The organism is Gottfriedia sp. NPDC058432 (assembly GCF_042721555.1).
In the GTDB taxonomy this organism is placed as follows: Bacteria; Bacillota; Bacilli; order Bacillales; family Bacillaceae_G; genus Gottfriedia.
On the sequence record NZ_JBHXLC010000019.1, the window covers coordinates 41,175 to 56,557 of the forward strand.

The following is a 15,383-nucleotide window of genomic DNA, read 5'->3' on the forward strand; positions in this document are numbered from 1 at the left end:
ATGAGGAAGTAAAACGGTGAGAAACTGAAATGTAGTTACTCATAAGAGGTTCATGAGGAAGTAAAACGGTGAGAAACTGAAATGTAGTTACTCATAAAAGGTTCATGAGGAAGTAAAACAGCGAGAAACTGAAATGTAGTTACTCATAAGAGGTTCATGAGGAAGTAAAACGGTGAGAAACTGAAATGTAGTTACTCATAAGAGGTTCATGAGGAAGTAAAACAGCTAGAAACTGAAATGTAGTTACTCATAAGAGATTCATAAGGAATTAAACCTGTATTTCATAATAATATTATGTAAACTAAAAATACTCACAAATCTTCATTATGTATTTAATCACATTTTAGGACATTGACTACTTTCAAAAAATACTTTAAAATTATCTTTAATTCAAGATAGTTGAAAGGAGTTGAAATGAAATGAATCAAAATGAAATTTCAACTAATTCGCTCCAATTATTTTCTGAAATTTGTAAAGCAAATCGATTTTTGAATGATGCTTCTATTAATAATATTAAATGTTTTGGTTTGAATTTAACTGAATTTGCAGTCTTAGAATTGCTTTATCATAAAGGAGATCAGCCAATCCAACAAATTGGAAAAAGGATATTAATCTCAAGCGGAAATATGACGTATGTATTAGATAAATTAGAGGCAAGGCGATATATTAAACGCATTCATTGTCCAAAAGATCGACGAGTTATCTATGCAGCTTTGACTGAAGAGGGGAGAAGAGTAATTAGTTGCATCTTTCCAGCTCATAGCGAAATGATTCATAGCTTATTTTCTCAACTAAATTCAGCTGAAAAAGATATGTTAATCTATTTATTAAAAAAGATAGGATTAAGCAAAAATCAACCTCAAGATTGAGATAACTTAATTCGAATTAAAAGCTGTCATTTGACGGCTTTTTTTGTTAAGGCTGGAAATAATAAAAATAGACTAATTGTAAGAAGAGGTATAAAAATATGGAAGAAAAGTTTAAAGGGAAATCAATTATTATTACAGGTGGTGCGAATGGAATTGGAGAGGGTATTGCAATTGCATTTGGAAAATTAGGAGCAATTGTTTTTATAGCTGATATCAATGAACAAAAAGGTAATAGAGTTGTAAAGCAAATTGAGGAAAATGGTGGAAGAGCAATATTCTATAAGACTGATGTTAGTAAAGAGGAAGACATCATAAATCTTATTCGCACCGTCTTTGACAAAATTGGTAGACTTGATATTTTAATAAATAATGCTGGAATTTCCGCTTTTAAGCCATTTTTAAGTTTATCAACAGATGAATGGGATCAAGTAATAAATACTAATTTGAGAAGCGTTTTTATTTCATCAAGAGAAGCTGCTAAAGTCATGAATAATAATGGAAGAATAATAAATATGGCATCAACTAGAGCGATCATGTCGGAGCCGAATTCAGAAGCGTATGCAGCCTCAAAGGGTGGAATTGTATCAATTACCCATTCATTAGCAGCATCGCTTCAGCCAAATGGTATAACAGTAAACTGCATTAGCCCTGGATGGATACATGTTGACCAGAAAGAAGAATTAAAAGAAACTGATCATCTTCAACATTGGTCAAATCGAGTAGGCAAGCCTGAAGATATAGCTAAAGCTTGTATTTATTTAGCTGATCCAGAAAATAACTTTATTAATGGTCAAAATATCATAATTGATGGTGGAATGACTAGAAAAATGATCTATGAAGAATAGAAAAGCAAGGAAAGCTTATTTTCCTTGCTTCAGACTGTTGACAAGCGCTTGCAATCAGTCTGATACTCAAGTTTTTTGTATTTTGTCTACACACTAAAGCAAGGATAGGTTTTCTTTTTCTTATTCATTACTTACTCGCTTAACCTTACTTTCTTGTATTCTTGTTCTAAAAATATATCTTAATAAATATGGTACAACAATAAATATAAATAGCGTTCTAAATAGTTGGTAACACATAATTACAGTTATATCTGCGTCTACTTCTTTAGCAATTAAGGCCATTTGATCCATTCCACCAGGGGCTAAACTTAGTAAGGCACTAATATGATCAATGGTGTGAATATGTGTTAAAAATATACTAGATAAAAGCGAAAACGTTAATAAAACAACGCCACTTAAGGCTGAAACTAAAACAATTTTTAATTTGTTATTTAAGTTTTCTGGTTTTAATAATAAGCCAATATAACTTCCCATCATTAACTGGGAACAGTCTAATATAACAGAAGGTAAGGCAGGTCCATGTAGTCCTGATAAATTAAGGATGATGGTAGCGATCATTGGACCTAAAAGTAATGCTGTTGGAAAATTTATTTTCTTCCCTAAAACACCAAGTAGTGTACAGAAAATAGCAAAAATAATGATGTTTGGAAATAAGCTATGCCAGCTTGCCGAAGAATGGTGAATAGCTTCTGTAATCGAACTTTTATGTACATTAAAAAATGGACTGAAAATTAATAATGGGACCATAAAAATAATCATCATAAGCCTGGAAATTTGTAAGAAAGTGACAATTGTAAAGTCAATATCTTTAATCTCTTCAGCCAGAGCAATCATTTGACTTAGTCCCCCAGGAATACTACCTAACAAAACAGTTGGATAATGTATTTTAAATACTTTAGAAATTATGATTGAAATTGTAATTGTAAAAAGGATGAGTAGAAAGGTCATCAATATCATAGAAGTTAATTGATGTCCGATTTGAATAAACGTAGAAGATGTAAATGATAGCCCAATTGTGTAGCCGATTATGATCATGGCTGTATCTCGGATTTTATTTGACCAATACAATTTTATCCCTTTAATTTTAGAAAATATAAGGACAAAAAACATTGGTCCAAGGAGCCAAGGTATTGGTAGTTTAATTAATTGAAATAAAAATCCACCAATAATTGCAATAATTAAAGTTAATAAAAGCTGTGTCCATTTATTATTGTTGTAATTTATTACCATCGTTTCACTTCTTTTCAAATTATAAAATTTTAATATGTAGATCATGTTTACATTTATTCATCGCGCTCGTTATGTTAATATCATTATTGACCTTAAGTTTATGGTATGCAAGGATTTTGCTCGGTTAGTCTTTAGAATATTTAACAGGATAGCAAAACTAATCGGAGGATATATTAAAGATAGTAAATATTTTACAATTTTAATTTTGAAAACCCTTGCAAATTTTAATTAGAAAGGACTAATTGAATTGGCTAAACAACAAATAGGCGTAATTGGTTTAGCAGTAATGGGAAAAAACCTAGCTTTAAATATTGAAAGTAGAGGTTTCTCAATTTCTGTATATAACCGATCAGTTGAAAAAACAGAAGAATTTTTAAAAGAAGCAAAAGGTAAAAATGTAGTTGGAACATTTTCAATTGAAGAATTTGTAAATTCTCTTGAAACACCTAGAAAAATATTGATTATGGTAAAAGCAGGAGCACCAACTGATTCAACAATTGAACAATTATTACCTCATCTTGATAAAGGTGATATTTTAATTGATGGTGGAAATACATACTATAAAGACACGCAAAGACGAAACAAAATGTTATCTGATAGCGGAATTCATTTTATTGGAACAGGTGTTTCAGGTGGAGAAGAGGGAGCTTTAAAAGGTCCTTCAATTATGCCTGGTGGTCAAAAAGAAGCATTTGAACTAGTAAAACCTATTTTTGAAGCGATTGCTGCAAAAGTAAATAATGAGCCTTGTACAACATATATAGGCCCAGATGGTGCTGGTCATTACGTAAAAATGGTTCATAATGGAATTGAATATGGTGATATGCAATTAATCTCAGAAGCATACTTTTTATTAAAAAATGTACTTGGCTTAAGTGCTGACGAATTGCACCATGTATTTAGTGATTGGAATAAGGGCGAGCTTGATAGCTATTTAATTGAAATAACAGCTGATATCTTCACTAAAACAGACGAAGAAACAGGTAAACCACTTGTAGATGTTATTTTAGATAAAGCAGGACAAAAAGGTACTGGAAAATGGACTAGTCAAAGCACACTAGATTTAGGTGTTCCAACTTCTATTATTACTGAGTCTGTATTTGCACGTTTCATTTCTGCAATGAAGGATGAAAGAGTAAAAGCAAGTAAATTATTATCTGGTCCGTCAACAAGTACATATAATGGTGATAAAGAGCAACTTATTGAAGATGTGCGTAAAGCCCTTTATATGAGCAAAATTTGTTCATATGCTCAAGGATTTGCTCAATTAAGAGCTGCATCTGATGAGTATAATTGGGATTTACAATACGGAGATATTGCAATGATCTTCAGAGGCGGATGTATTATTCGCGCGGCTTTCTTACAAAAAATTAAAGAAGCTTATGATCTAGATGCTAATCTTTCTAACTTATTACTTGATCCATATTTCAAAGAAATCGTAGAAAGCTATCAAGGTGCATTAAGAAAAATTAGCGTTGTAGCAATTGAAGCTGGTGTTCCAATTCCATGTTTCTCTGCAGCTTTAGCTTATTTTGATAGCTATCGTACTGAAACACTTCCTGCTAATTTAATTCAAGCACAAAGAGATTATTTTGGTGCACATACTTATGAACGAATTGATAAAGAAGGTAAGTTCCATACTCAGTGGACATAATTTTATTTTCGAAAAATAAAAAAGTTACCCCCTCGATTATGTGGGGGTAACTTTTTTATATAAACGTTCTTAATGTTCATTTAATCGTTCAGAAACAGGCCACCATTTATGACCATCAACTGTCAATAAAGTATCAGCCTCACTTGGTCCCATCGAGCCAGAATCATAATTTGTGAGTGGTGCTAATTTTTGATCCCAAGCTTTTGAAATGACATCTACAAAGCTCCAAGAATATTTAACTTCATCCCAATGCGTAAAGTTTGTTCCATCACCTAACATACAATCATAAATTAATCGCTCGTATGCTTCTGGTGTATTAATACAATCAACGCAATTATTATTAAATGTTAGTTGAATTGGCTTTGTGTAGCCATCTTCTGAGCCAGATCTTTTTGCATTTAATTGTAATGTAATACCTTCATCGGGTTGAATATGGATAATTAATAAATTTGGAGACATTGTCTCTTTTGTATTGTAATAAAGGTTCATTGGTATATCTGAAAACTGAACAATAATCTTAGTAGACTTTGTAGCCATTCTTTTTCCAGTTCGAATATAGAATGGTACACCAGCCCATCTAAAATTATCGATAAAAAGTTTCCCAGCAACAAATGTTTCAGTTTGAGACTCAGGGTCAACATTGTTTTCATTTCTATATGCTGGAACTTCTTCACCGTTAATTACACCAGCATCATATTGTCCGCGAACAAAATAATCTTTTACTTCGTTTTCATCAATTTTACGAAGAGCTTTAAATACTTTAACTTTTTCACTACGAATTTCTTCAGTTGTTAATTTTATCGGAGGCTCCATAGCAAGTAGTGCCGCCACTTGAAGGATATGATTCTGAACCATATCCTTTAAAGCTCCAGAATTCTCATAGTACTTACCACGGTCTTCAACACCAAGAATTTCACTAGATGTAATTTGGATATTCGAAATAAATCGATTATTCCAAAGTGGTTCAAACATTGCATTCGCAAAACGGATCACTTCAATATTTTGAACCATTTCTTTACCTAAGTAATGGTCGATACGGTAGATTTGACTTTCTGAAAATGCTTCACGAATTTCATCATTTAATTCAATTGCACTCGGTAGATCATGTCCAAATGGTTTTTCAATTACAATTCGGCTCCAACCATCTGTATCAGCCAAACCATTCTGTTTTAACTGCTTAGCAATTGTTCCGAAAAATTCTGGTGCCATAGCTAGGAAGAAAACACGGTTACCAGGAATTAAATAATGGTTATCCAAGTTTGTTAGTAAATTTCCTAATTCTATGTATGAAGACGGTTCTAATACTTCAAATTGATGGTAGTAAAAATGAGATAAAAAGCTTTCAATTTCAGAGTCAGATGAAGCAATAGATTGTATTGATTTTTTAACTGTTTCACGAAACTCGTCGTTTGACCAAGGTCTTCTACCAACACCTACAACCGCAAAACCTTCATCAATTTTTTTACTTAAAAATAATCTATATATTGAAATAAAAAGCTTTCTTTTTGCTAGGTCTCCCGTTGCTCCAAAAATGACAATAACTGCTTTTGGGTTTACTTTAGTTTTCAATTAATTTACCTCACTTCTTAAACATAAATTCTAACTTATTTTAGTAATAATCAAGGCTGATTATACAAATTATGTAAAGTCACTTTCAAAAAAATATTTTGAAAGCATTTTCATTAATTATTAAAAAATAAGTTAAATTTCCAAATTATTCATCTTATATCATAAACAAAACGAACAGATTCGTAAATAAGTGTCTTGATAATATTTAACTTTTTTCTTCTTATTCCCTGTAAACAAAGAGGTTTTAAATGAAATAGATAATGCAACATTTTTCTTCTTATAAATAGTAATATGTAATTATTTGGTTAAAAATTAAAAAATAATTAAAAAACAGCAAGGAGAATTTGTCAAAATCTCAGTTTTTTAGTAGAATTGTAATGTACCTTTATCGACATTTGGAAAATATAGTAAAATTGAAATCGTAATGATTTCTGTTATACTGTTTTTTATAACTTTTTTTGATTGTAAATTCTGAATATAATCAAAAACTAAATTATGGAAATGATGGGTAATTTATGAGAGTTCCATCGATATCTTAATAAGCCAAGTAGTGCTTAAAACCATTTAATAAAAATTTAAATGGTTTTGTTATTTTTAGTAAATTAAAAAACTTGGCAAAATTCAACTACAAGGGGGACTTTTATTATGAAAAAAATTGGCTTAGCTTGGCAAATATTAATTGGTCTTGTTATCGGGATCATTGTAGGCGCAATTTTTTATGGTAATCCAAAGGTTGCAGATTATTTACAACCAATTGGAGATATCTTTTTACGTCTGATTAAAATGATTGTAATACCAATCGTTGTTTCAAGTATCATTGTAGGTGTTGCTAGTGTTGGTGACACGAAAAAACTTGGCCGTTTAGGCGGAAAAACGATTCTTTACTTTGAGATTATTACAACAGTTGCGATTTTAATCGGATTACTAGTAGCGAATATCGTTAAACCAGGCGCTGGTGTAGATATGAGTATTCTTCACAAAACTGATATAAATACTTATGTTGAAACAGCTAAAGAAGTGAAAAGTCATGGTTTTGCAGATACATTTGTAAATATCGTACCGCCGAATATTTTTTCAGCGTTTGTTGAAGGAAATATGTTAGCAATTATCTTTTTCTCAGTGCTATTCGGTCTTGGTATTACAGCTGTGGGAGAAAGAGGAAAGCCTGTATTAGCATTTTTCCAAGGAACAGCTGATACAATGTTTTACATTACAAATCAAATTATGAAATTTGCTCCATTTGGTGTTTTTGCATTAATCGGTGTTACAGTTTCAAAATTTGGATTAGAATCTTTAATTCCATTAGGAAAATTAGTCATAACTGTGTATTTAACAATGGCATTCTTTATCGTTGTAGTATTAGGTTTAGTAGCTAAAATGGTAGGAGTTAATATCTTTAAGTTTATTAAATTAATTAAAGATGAATTAATCTTGGCATATTCTACTGCGAGTTCTGAAACAGTTTTACCAAGAATTATGGAAAAAGTAGAAAAATTCGGAGTACCAAGATCAATTTCTTCATTCGTTATTCCGACTGGTTACTCATTCAATCTTGATGGATCAACTTTATATCAAGCATTAGCAGCAATTTTCATCGCTCAAATGTATGGTATTCATTTATCAATCACTGCTCAAATTTCACTAATGTTAGTTCTAATGGTCACTTCAAAAGGTATCGCAGGTGTACCAGGCGTTTCGTTTGTTGTATTATTAGCAACATTAGGTACTGCAGGTATTCCAGTTGAAGGTTTAGCATTTATTGCTGGTATTGACCGTATTCTAGATATGGCTAGAACTGCAGTAAACGTAGTAGGTAACTCTTTAGCAGCAGTTGTAATTGCTAAATGGGAAGGTGCCTTTAAACCAGAAGTGGTGAAGAATGATAATAACGTTGCTATGTAACGTATAATATAGAAAAAATAGTTTAATTTTGACTCTCAAATGAATTATCTAAAAAGAGTAGCCACAAGGAATAAGAATTTCCTTGTGGCTTTTCTTATTTTACAGAAGTTTTTTTAAAGGGAAAAGTCTAAAAACATAGAATATTCTTAATTATGTTTGGTTTAATTTTTAATAACGCGTCCTTTTGGAAGGGAACCAATTAAGGAGGATAAGATGACAAATTTACTAGATATTACGATAGGGAAACTATTAGAAGAAAAAGCGAAATTACATCCTACTCATGAGGCTGTTGTCTATGCGGATCGAGGTTTAAGGATGAATTACGAACAATTTGAAAAACACTGTAGAGAAGTAGCAAAAGGTTTGATGAGTCTAAGAATTCAAAAAGGTGATCATATTGCAATATGGTCTTCAAATACACCTGAATGGCTTACGTCACAATTTGCAACGGGCAAAATGGGTGGAGTTCTTGTTACAGTAAATACAAATTATCGTACAGCTGAGCTAGAATATTTATTAAAGCAATCTGATTCAACAACGATTATTTTAATGGATCAGTATAAAGATTCTTCATATATTGAAATGCTTTATGAAATTATTCCAGAATTAAAGGATGCTGTTCCTGGAGAACTTCATAGTAGTCGACTGCCATTTTTACGGAACGTAATTGTTCTTGGTGAGAAAAAATACCCTGGAACATTCTCATGGGATGAGCTTATTTCCATGGCAAAAAATACATCAGACTTAGAGTTGGATAAGCGAATTGCATCAATGAGTCCGTATGATGTTATAAATATGCAATATACATCTGGAACGACTGGTTTCCCAAAAGGGGTAATGCTTACACACTCAAATATCGTCAATAATGGATTTAATATCGCGAATTGTATGGAATTAACAAAGGCTGATCGTTTATGCATTCCTGTGCCATTTTTCCATTGCTTTGGATGTGTTTTAGGAACCATGGCTTGTGTTACTGTTGGAGCAACGATCGTACCTGTACAAGACTTTAGTCCAAAAAGAGTACTTCAAACAGTACAAGATGAAAAATGTACGGGATTACATGGAGTTCCAACAATGTTTATCGCTGAATTAAATGAACCTGAATTTTCTAAATATGATTTATCAACTTTACGAACTGGAATTATGGCAGGGTCAAATTGTCCAATTGAAGTTATGAAGGCCGTAATCGAAAAAATGGGAATTACAGAGATTACAATTGCATATGGTCAAACGGAGTCTTCTCCAGTTATTACACAAACTAGAACGAATGACCCAATTGAGGTACGAGTTGAAACGGTTGGTAAGGCATTACCAAATGTTGAAGTGAAAATTGTAGAACCAGGCACATCTATTGAAGTACCTCGTGGAGTACAAGGAGAACTTTGTACTAGAGGTTATCATGTCATGAAGGGCTACTACAAAAATGAAGAAGCTACTCGTGTTGCAATTGACGAAGATGAGTGGTTACATACTGGGGATTTAGCGATCATGGATGAAAATGGCTATTGCAAAGTTACTGGTAGGCTAAAAGACATGATTATCCGTGGTGGGGAAAATATTTATCCTCGTGAAATAGAAGAATTTTTATATACTCACCCAGATGTGTTAGATGTACAAGTTGTTGGAGTACCAGATGATGTGTATGGGGAAGAAGTAATGGCTTGGATTATTCTTAAAGAAGGTATAAAAATTACACCAGAGGATATTCGATTGTACTGTAAAGGAAAAATCTCAAAACATAAAATTCCACGATATATAGAATTTGTAGAAGCGTACCCGATGACTGCCTCGGGAAAAATACAGAAATTCCGACTTAGAGAGCAAGCTATAGAAACTGCTCAAAAACAAGTTTAATCGATCTGGTTTAATCATTAAAGAAATAGCAAAGTGAAACAGAAAACATTCATTGCTATTTTTTAATTAAATATTTATAAGGAAAACATTTAATCCTATTATGTTAAAATGTGGACACAAAACACTTAAAGGGGATAAAAAGTTGAAAATACGAAAAAAGGAATCTACAAGGCAAACTTTTAAACTAATAGTCTATTCATTTACGATCGCATTAATTGTTAAGATTTTTATTTTTTCTCCCTTTATTGTTGAAGGTGCTTCGATGCAACCGACCCTGCATAATCATGATTATTTGTTTGTTAACAAAGCCTCATTTCATATTTCATCAATAAATAGAGGCGAAGTTGTCATTATAAAAAAAGAAAATGACCCTAAGTATTACGTCAAAAGAATAATTGGTTTGCCAAGTGACTATGTTAATTTAACGAATGGACGCCTTTATATTAATGGAAAACATATATCTGAAAACTATTTAAATGACCATTTGAAAAATGTCTATAGAGAATTTCTCCAATTTAATCAAGTGAAAGTACCTAACGGGTCATATTTAGTAATGGGAGATAATCGTTTGAATAGTAAAGATAGTAGAAATGGTTTAGGGTATATAAAGCAGTCTGAAATAGTCGGCAAAGTTGAAGGAGTTTTTTTTCCGTTTGATCGATTAAGAATAATACACTAAAAGGAAAAGTAAAATGGATTAAATAGTATAAAAAATTAGTAAAAGATTTTTCATTAAATTTTCATTTTCATTATATAAAGTAAAAAAGCAATAAAATTGATACTTACAGGTATTTTAAGCTGTATTTAAGGCAATAAATCTTAAATATAAGAATAAATTAATCAAAACTGAAAGTAGGAATATATAATGAAAAAAAGTGAAGAACTTTTATTAGAGGAAGAAATTACTCAAATTAAGAAGAACAATTGGTTATTAATGATCATAGCGATTATCACCATACCTTTCTTAGTAATAAATATGTAAAGTAGTAAAGCCTGGAATAGTTAGATACCAGGCTTTTATGCTGTTTAAAAAGAAATTGTCTATTAAATAGGTAGTTTCGTGTTTTTTTAACTCGTATATGCCATTAGCTCTACTTCTTCTATAAATCTAAAAAGGACAACAATTTATTTGACTTCATACCTATCTGGGTATATAGTTCATTTTAACTAATGTAAAAATTTTACTTAGAAAGGAAAGATTTCTATGTCTTATGATGATCAAATAAAAAATAGAGTAAAAAGAATTGAAGGGCAGCTTAGAGGCATTTTAAAAATGATGGATGAGGATAAAGGATGTAAAGAAGTTATAACTCAATTATCAGCAGTAAGAGCGGCAATGGATCGTACAATTGGAGTCATCGTAAGTACGAATCTAATTGAATGTGTAAGACTAGCTGATGAAAATGGAGAAAGTGCAGAAGAGCTTGTAAAAGAAGCAGTTAACTTATTAGTAAAAAGTAGATAATAAACATTTGTAAAACCCTATCATTGGCCAAATATTACTTAACATCAACTTCTTGAAAGTGAGACTAATTGGAAATGTTAAATATTCTAATCATCGTATTAATTGCTTATTTTCTAGTACAAACTTTTCTTCCAATTAAAGGAGTTAAGCAAATTTCAACAAATGAATTAAAAAATGAATTGAAAAGTAAGGAAAAACAATTCATTGATGTTAGAACTTCTGCAGAATATAAAGGAAGACATATTAAAGAATTCAAAAATATTCCATTACATTTGTTAAAACAAAATATAAATCATCTATCAAAAGATCAAGAAACAATTATTATTTGCCAAAGTGGAATGAGAAGTAAAAAAGCATGTAAAGTTCTTAAAAAAATGGGCTATACCAATATTACAAATGTAAAAGGCGGAATGAGTACTTGGTCTTAATAAAGGAGAATAATGAATGAGAGAAATTACAGCAGAAAAACTTGAAGATCTACTAAAAAACGGAGATAAACTTAATATTATTGATGTTCGCGAGGCTGATGAAGTAGCAAACGGAATAATCCCGGGTGCGACGCATATTCCACTTGGTTTAATCGAATTTCGCATGGCTGATCTAGATAAAAATAATGAATACATCGTTGTTTGTCATGCTGGCGGCAGAAGTAGCCGAGCAGTACAGTTTTTAGAAAGTCATGGATTCAATGTTGTGAATATGACTGGCGGTATGCTTGCATGGACAGGCGAAATTGAATAAACAAAATGCCAAAATTGCTTATAAAAGAATATAAGCAATTTTTTTATGTATTGAAAGGTCACAATATTTTCAGGTTTATTAGTAGAGAAAACACAAAAAAAGGGATCATGAGTAAGTAAAAAAAGCTAGAAGATGAGATTTAGTACCTTAAAAGTTGTTCATGAGGAAGTAAAAAGTCAAAAAGCTGAGATATAGTACCTCATAAAGGGTTCATGAGTAAGTAAAAAGTCAAAAAGCTGTAAATTAGTACCTCATAAAGAGTTCATGAGTAAGTAAAAAGTCAAAAGGCTGAAATATAATACCTCATAAAGAGTTCATGAGGAAGTAAAAAGTCAAAAAGCTGAGATATAGTACCTCATAAAGAGTTCATGAGGAAGCAAAAAGTCAAAAAGCTCAGATATAGTACCTCATAAAGGATTCATGAGGAAGTAAAATAGAAAGAAGCTGAGATTTAGTACCTCATAAGGTGTTCATGAGTAAGTAAAAAGGCAAAAAACTCAGTTTTAGTACTATATAAATGGTTCATAAGTAAGTTAAAAAGCAAAAAATGAAAATAACCTACTCATATATAATTCTTTTGTAAACATTCAATTAAAATGCACAATAAATCGGACTAACTATTGACATAAAAAACAGAATATTCTTATAATTAATTAAAATCTAATGTAACAAAAACACAGAAATTAGTAGTGAGTTTATCTTTATCTAGTTTAACTAATTTGTACGGTTTACTTTTAATCTACTATAAAGGGTGTTCAGATGAATCAAGTTAATGAATTAGAATGTTTTCCGTATCCGTTTAAAGATGAGATTTATCGTTACTCAAATAATTCTATTCTATTAGATCCACCTGCAAGCATCGAGATTACACCTAAATATGAGAATGAAATAAAATTAAAAAGAAGCTTGTTACACAAGACACCTAGCCATTGTTATCAAGCACTTCCTACTAGTTTAGAAGGTCAATGGGAAATTGTAGAATTAGTTTTAGATCATTTAATAAAGTATTATCCAAATTATTTTGAAGTTCATAAGGGTCATGAATATTGGACTATATTTAATAAGCTTCTAATGGAGGAGGAACAATTTAGCTTTAGGGATCTAACATCTGTTTTAGGAAAGCCATTGAATTTCATAGGTAGACATGTACAAGAGGATATAATTTATATGAGTCAACGAGATGGCGATTTATTTTTAGATGCTGGACATCTTTGTTTTCCTTCAAATTGGTCACTTACTTTTAAACTAGGAATGAGATTTAAAGAGATTCATCAGCCAATCCCTATGTTTAATGAAAAATCATTGGATGATCGAATTCTTCGTTTCTTAAAAAATATTGAACAAGGAACACCTTGGGCTCGTAAAAATTAGTCATTAATGGCAGGAAAAAGACTAGATACTTCATTAGAAACATTTGATCAATGGGGTAAAGATAGAAAAAAAGTTACTACAGATAATGTCGGGAAATTCGTTCACTTACGCGTTGAAGTTCAAAAGTTATTTAGGTTGGCTGCTAGTAATGGCCTCCTATTTACGATTCATACTCACTTATTACCACTAGAGCAATTAACCTTAAATAAGGAATGGTTAGAGCAATTTTATAAAATTCTAAGTGAATTGCCGGATTTCATTTCAGATTATAAAGGAATCTCTTCATATAAAAAAGAAGTAATAACATATTTAAAAAATAAACTTGATGAAGTTGGGTAGAATGTGATGAATAAATTAATAGTAGAAGAAGCTAGTTTTATAGATGGAAAAAGAAAATATTTAATCTGTTCGAATCATAGAGGTAGGCCGCTAATTCAGCCAATTTTAGAAAAGTTACTTGAGAAAAACTATTCTTTTGATTTTGTATTCATCGGATTTGATTCAAGTCCAGAACAATTGCAAAATAATATTAAAACTTGGTTGCAAAGCCAGAAAATGGGTAGCTATTTATATATAGCACTTAGTAAAGAAGAACTTAAAAATTTACGGTCAATTATAGAGGATGTTGGATTTTTTGAAGATGAAGTACAATATGTTGGGTATGGTGAACTGAATTCGAACGTTTTTTGTTGTCGTTGTCATAGTTTAACTGAATTAAAAAATTTAGAAATTGGTAAAGAAATTCAGTGTCAAAACTGTCATTTATTACTTTCAGTTTCTGACCATTATTCGGTCCATTATGACGCATATTTAGGAAACATCGCTAAATTGTAGATGGGAGTGAATGGATTGATTGAGAATACGATACTAGTTCGTGTTAATGAAATAAAGCAAATAACACAACAGGTTAAAGAATTTAGTTTTATTCCAATTGATGAATTTAATCTTCCAACTTTTAGTGGAGGTTCTCATATTAATACATATGTTGCTGCAGAAAATGAGATTATTTGCAGACCTTATTCATTAGTTCATAATTCACTTATTGATAACACTTATAAAATTGCCATTCATTTAAATTCGGAATCAAAGGGCGGTTCAAAATATTGGCATGAACGAATTAAAGTAGGTGATCGACTACGGATTAGCTATCCAAAAAATCATTTTCCATTAAGTTCAAGAGCAAAACATCATGTGTTTTATGCAGCGGGTATTGGCATAACGCCATTTTTATCGATGATGAAAGAATTAAAAAGTAAAAATAAATCTTTTGAACTTCATTATACTTCAGCAACTAAATCAAGTAGTGCATATTATGACTTTTTAAATGAATATTATAAGGAAGTGACTACTTTTTACTTTACGAAAGAGCATAATTCTAGTCGAATAAAAGTTGAAACTCTTTTAGACCATTCAATCGGAACTCATGTCTATTTTTGTGGTCCTAATCGGTTTATTTCTCAATTTAATGAATCGGCATTTGCATTTGGCTATCCAAAATCAAGTGTCCATATTGAGATTTTTACACCACAAATATTGGCTAATTCAAGACCATTTGAGGTTAGACTGGCGAATGGAACTACAAAGCATGTTCCCGTTGATAAAACTTTATTAGATGTTTTACTCGACGAGGGCATAAAAGTACCATATTCCTGTAGAGTTGGAAGATGTGGGACATGTGAGGTAAACGTAATCGATGGCCAAATTGAGCATCTCGACTTTTTATTGGACGAGGATCAAAGAAAAAGTAATAATATGATTTTAACTTGTGTCTCTAGGGCAAAATCAAATCAAATAATCCTAGAAATATAGGGTTCGATTTTATTAAAACAGCTAACCTATTTAATTGATAGACTAGCTGTTTTATTTTTATGCTTTTTTTA

At 31.2% G+C, this 15,383-nt stretch carries 13 protein-coding genes and 1 pseudogene; 12 read left to right on the top strand and 2 right to left on the bottom strand.

Annotation, left to right across the window (positions count from 1 at the left end):
• The first annotated feature begins 419 nt into the window (after window positions 1-419).
• Window positions 420-869, top strand: a complete 450-nt coding sequence (locus ACFWM3_RS17555; RefSeq protein WP_390312255.1) for a MarR family winged helix-turn-helix transcriptional regulator — start codon at window positions 420-422, stop codon at window positions 867-869.
• Window positions 870-967: 98 nt separating this feature from the next.
• Complete coding sequence (locus tag ACFWM3_RS17560; RefSeq protein WP_390312256.1) at window positions 968-1,714, top strand: SDR family NAD(P)-dependent oxidoreductase; 747 nt, start codon at window positions 968-970, stop codon at window positions 1,712-1,714.
• Window positions 1,715-1,834: 120 nt separating this feature from the next.
• Here ACFWM3_RS17560 and ACFWM3_RS17565 read toward each other — a convergent pair whose 3' ends face one another.
• Window positions 1,835-2,944, bottom strand: a complete 1,110-nt coding sequence (locus tag ACFWM3_RS17565) for an AbrB family transcriptional regulator (protein ID WP_390312257.1) — start codon at window positions 2,942-2,944, stop codon at window positions 1,835-1,837.
• A gap of 247 nt (window positions 2,945-3,191) precedes the next feature.
• On the opposite strand from ACFWM3_RS17565, the gene gndA reads away from it, so the two are divergent.
• Entirely contained in the window at window positions 3,192-4,598 is a 1,407-nt protein-coding gene (gndA, locus tag ACFWM3_RS17570; RefSeq protein WP_390312258.1) for an NADP-dependent phosphogluconate dehydrogenase, read from the top strand.
• Window positions 4,599-4,667: 69 nt separating this feature from the next.
• Here gndA and zwf read toward each other — a convergent pair whose 3' ends face one another.
• Entirely contained in the window at window positions 4,668-6,167 is a 1,500-nt protein-coding gene (gene zwf, locus ACFWM3_RS17575; RefSeq protein WP_390312259.1) for a glucose-6-phosphate dehydrogenase, read from the bottom strand.
• Between the two features lie 645 nt (window positions 6,168-6,812).
• Here zwf and ACFWM3_RS17580 point away from each other — a divergent pair.
• The 9 genes and pseudogenes from ACFWM3_RS17580 (at window position 6,813) to ACFWM3_RS17620 (ending at window position 15,312) form a co-directional block, all read left to right on the top strand.
• Window positions 6,813-8,069: a cation:dicarboxylate symporter family transporter gene (locus ACFWM3_RS17580; protein ID WP_056465901.1), complete on the top strand. Its 1,257-nt coding sequence runs from the start codon at window positions 6,813-6,815 to the stop codon at window positions 8,067-8,069.
• A gap of 213 nt (window positions 8,070-8,282) precedes the next feature.
• On the top strand, window positions 8,283-9,926 hold the full coding sequence (locus ACFWM3_RS17585; protein WP_390312260.1) for an AMP-binding protein: 1,644 nt from the start codon (window positions 8,283-8,285) through the stop codon (window positions 9,924-9,926).
• Window positions 9,927-10,026: 100 nt separating this feature from the next.
• Window positions 10,027-10,605 carry a signal peptidase I gene (lepB, locus tag ACFWM3_RS17590; RefSeq protein ID WP_390312261.1) on the top strand — a complete coding sequence of 193 codons (579 nt, stop codon included), beginning with the start codon at window positions 10,027-10,029 and terminating at the stop codon, window positions 10,603-10,605.
• 525 nt (window positions 10,606-11,130) lie between these two features.
• Window positions 11,131-11,391 carry a metal-sensitive transcriptional regulator gene (locus tag ACFWM3_RS17595; protein WP_056465893.1) on the top strand — a complete coding sequence of 87 codons (261 nt, stop codon included), beginning with the start codon at window positions 11,131-11,133 and terminating at the stop codon, window positions 11,389-11,391.
• A gap of 74 nt (window positions 11,392-11,465) precedes the next feature.
• Window positions 11,466-11,819: a rhodanese-like domain-containing protein gene (locus ACFWM3_RS17600; RefSeq protein WP_390312262.1), complete on the top strand. Its 354-nt coding sequence runs from the start codon at window positions 11,466-11,468 to the stop codon at window positions 11,817-11,819.
• Between the two features lie 16 nt (window positions 11,820-11,835).
• Window positions 11,836-12,132, top strand: coding sequence for a rhodanese-like domain-containing protein (locus ACFWM3_RS17605; protein ID WP_390312263.1), 297 nt, complete (start codon window positions 11,836-11,838; stop codon window positions 12,130-12,132).
• Between the two features lie 759 nt (window positions 12,133-12,891).
• Window positions 12,892-13,842: pseudogene (locus ACFWM3_RS17610) on the top strand (heme-dependent oxidative N-demethylase family protein).
• Between the two features lie 6 nt (window positions 13,843-13,848).
• The gene (locus ACFWM3_RS17615) at window positions 13,849-14,337 is read left to right on the top strand and encodes a dimethylamine monooxygenase subunit DmmA family protein (RefSeq protein ID WP_056465881.1); all 489 of its coding nucleotides are present in this window, start codon (window positions 13,849-13,851) and stop codon (window positions 14,335-14,337) included.
• 6 nt (window positions 14,338-14,343) lie between these two features.
• Window positions 14,344-15,312, top strand: coding sequence for a PDR/VanB family oxidoreductase (locus ACFWM3_RS17620; protein WP_390312264.1), 969 nt, complete (start codon window positions 14,344-14,346; stop codon window positions 15,310-15,312).
• The last annotated feature ends 71 nt before the right edge of the window (window positions 15,313-15,383 follow it).

Bases quoted from the DNA above. Each gene is read 5' to 3' on its own strand.
- ACFWM3_RS17600 (WP_390312262.1), top strand. From the start codon at position 11,466: ATGTTAAATATTCTAATCATCGTATTAATTGCTTATTTTCTAGTACAA.
- ACFWM3_RS17595 (WP_056465893.1), top strand. From the start codon at position 11,131: ATGTCTTATGATGATCAAATAAAAAATAGAGTAAAAAGAATTGAAGGG.
- ACFWM3_RS17605 (WP_390312263.1), top strand. From the start codon at position 11,836: ATGAGAGAAATTACAGCAGAAAAACTTGAAGATCTACTAAAAAACGGA.
- lepB (WP_390312261.1), top strand. From the start codon at position 10,027: ATGTTAAAATGTGGACACAAAACACTTAAAGGGGATAAAAAGTTGAAA.
- ACFWM3_RS17615 (WP_056465881.1), top strand. From the start codon at position 13,849: ATGAATAAATTAATAGTAGAAGAAGCTAGTTTTATAGATGGAAAAAGA.
- ACFWM3_RS17565 (WP_390312257.1), bottom strand. From the start codon at position 2,944: ATGGTAATAAATTACAACAATAATAAATGGACACAGCTTTTATTAACT.
- ACFWM3_RS17580 (WP_056465901.1), top strand. From the start codon at position 6,813: ATGAAAAAAATTGGCTTAGCTTGGCAAATATTAATTGGTCTTGTTATC.
- ACFWM3_RS17560 (WP_390312256.1), top strand. From the start codon at position 968: ATGGAAGAAAAGTTTAAAGGGAAATCAATTATTATTACAGGTGGTGCG.
- ACFWM3_RS17555 (WP_390312255.1), top strand. From the start codon at position 420: ATGAATCAAAATGAAATTTCAACTAATTCGCTCCAATTATTTTCTGAA.
- ACFWM3_RS17585 (WP_390312260.1), top strand. From the start codon at position 8,283: ATGACAAATTTACTAGATATTACGATAGGGAAACTATTAGAAGAAAAA.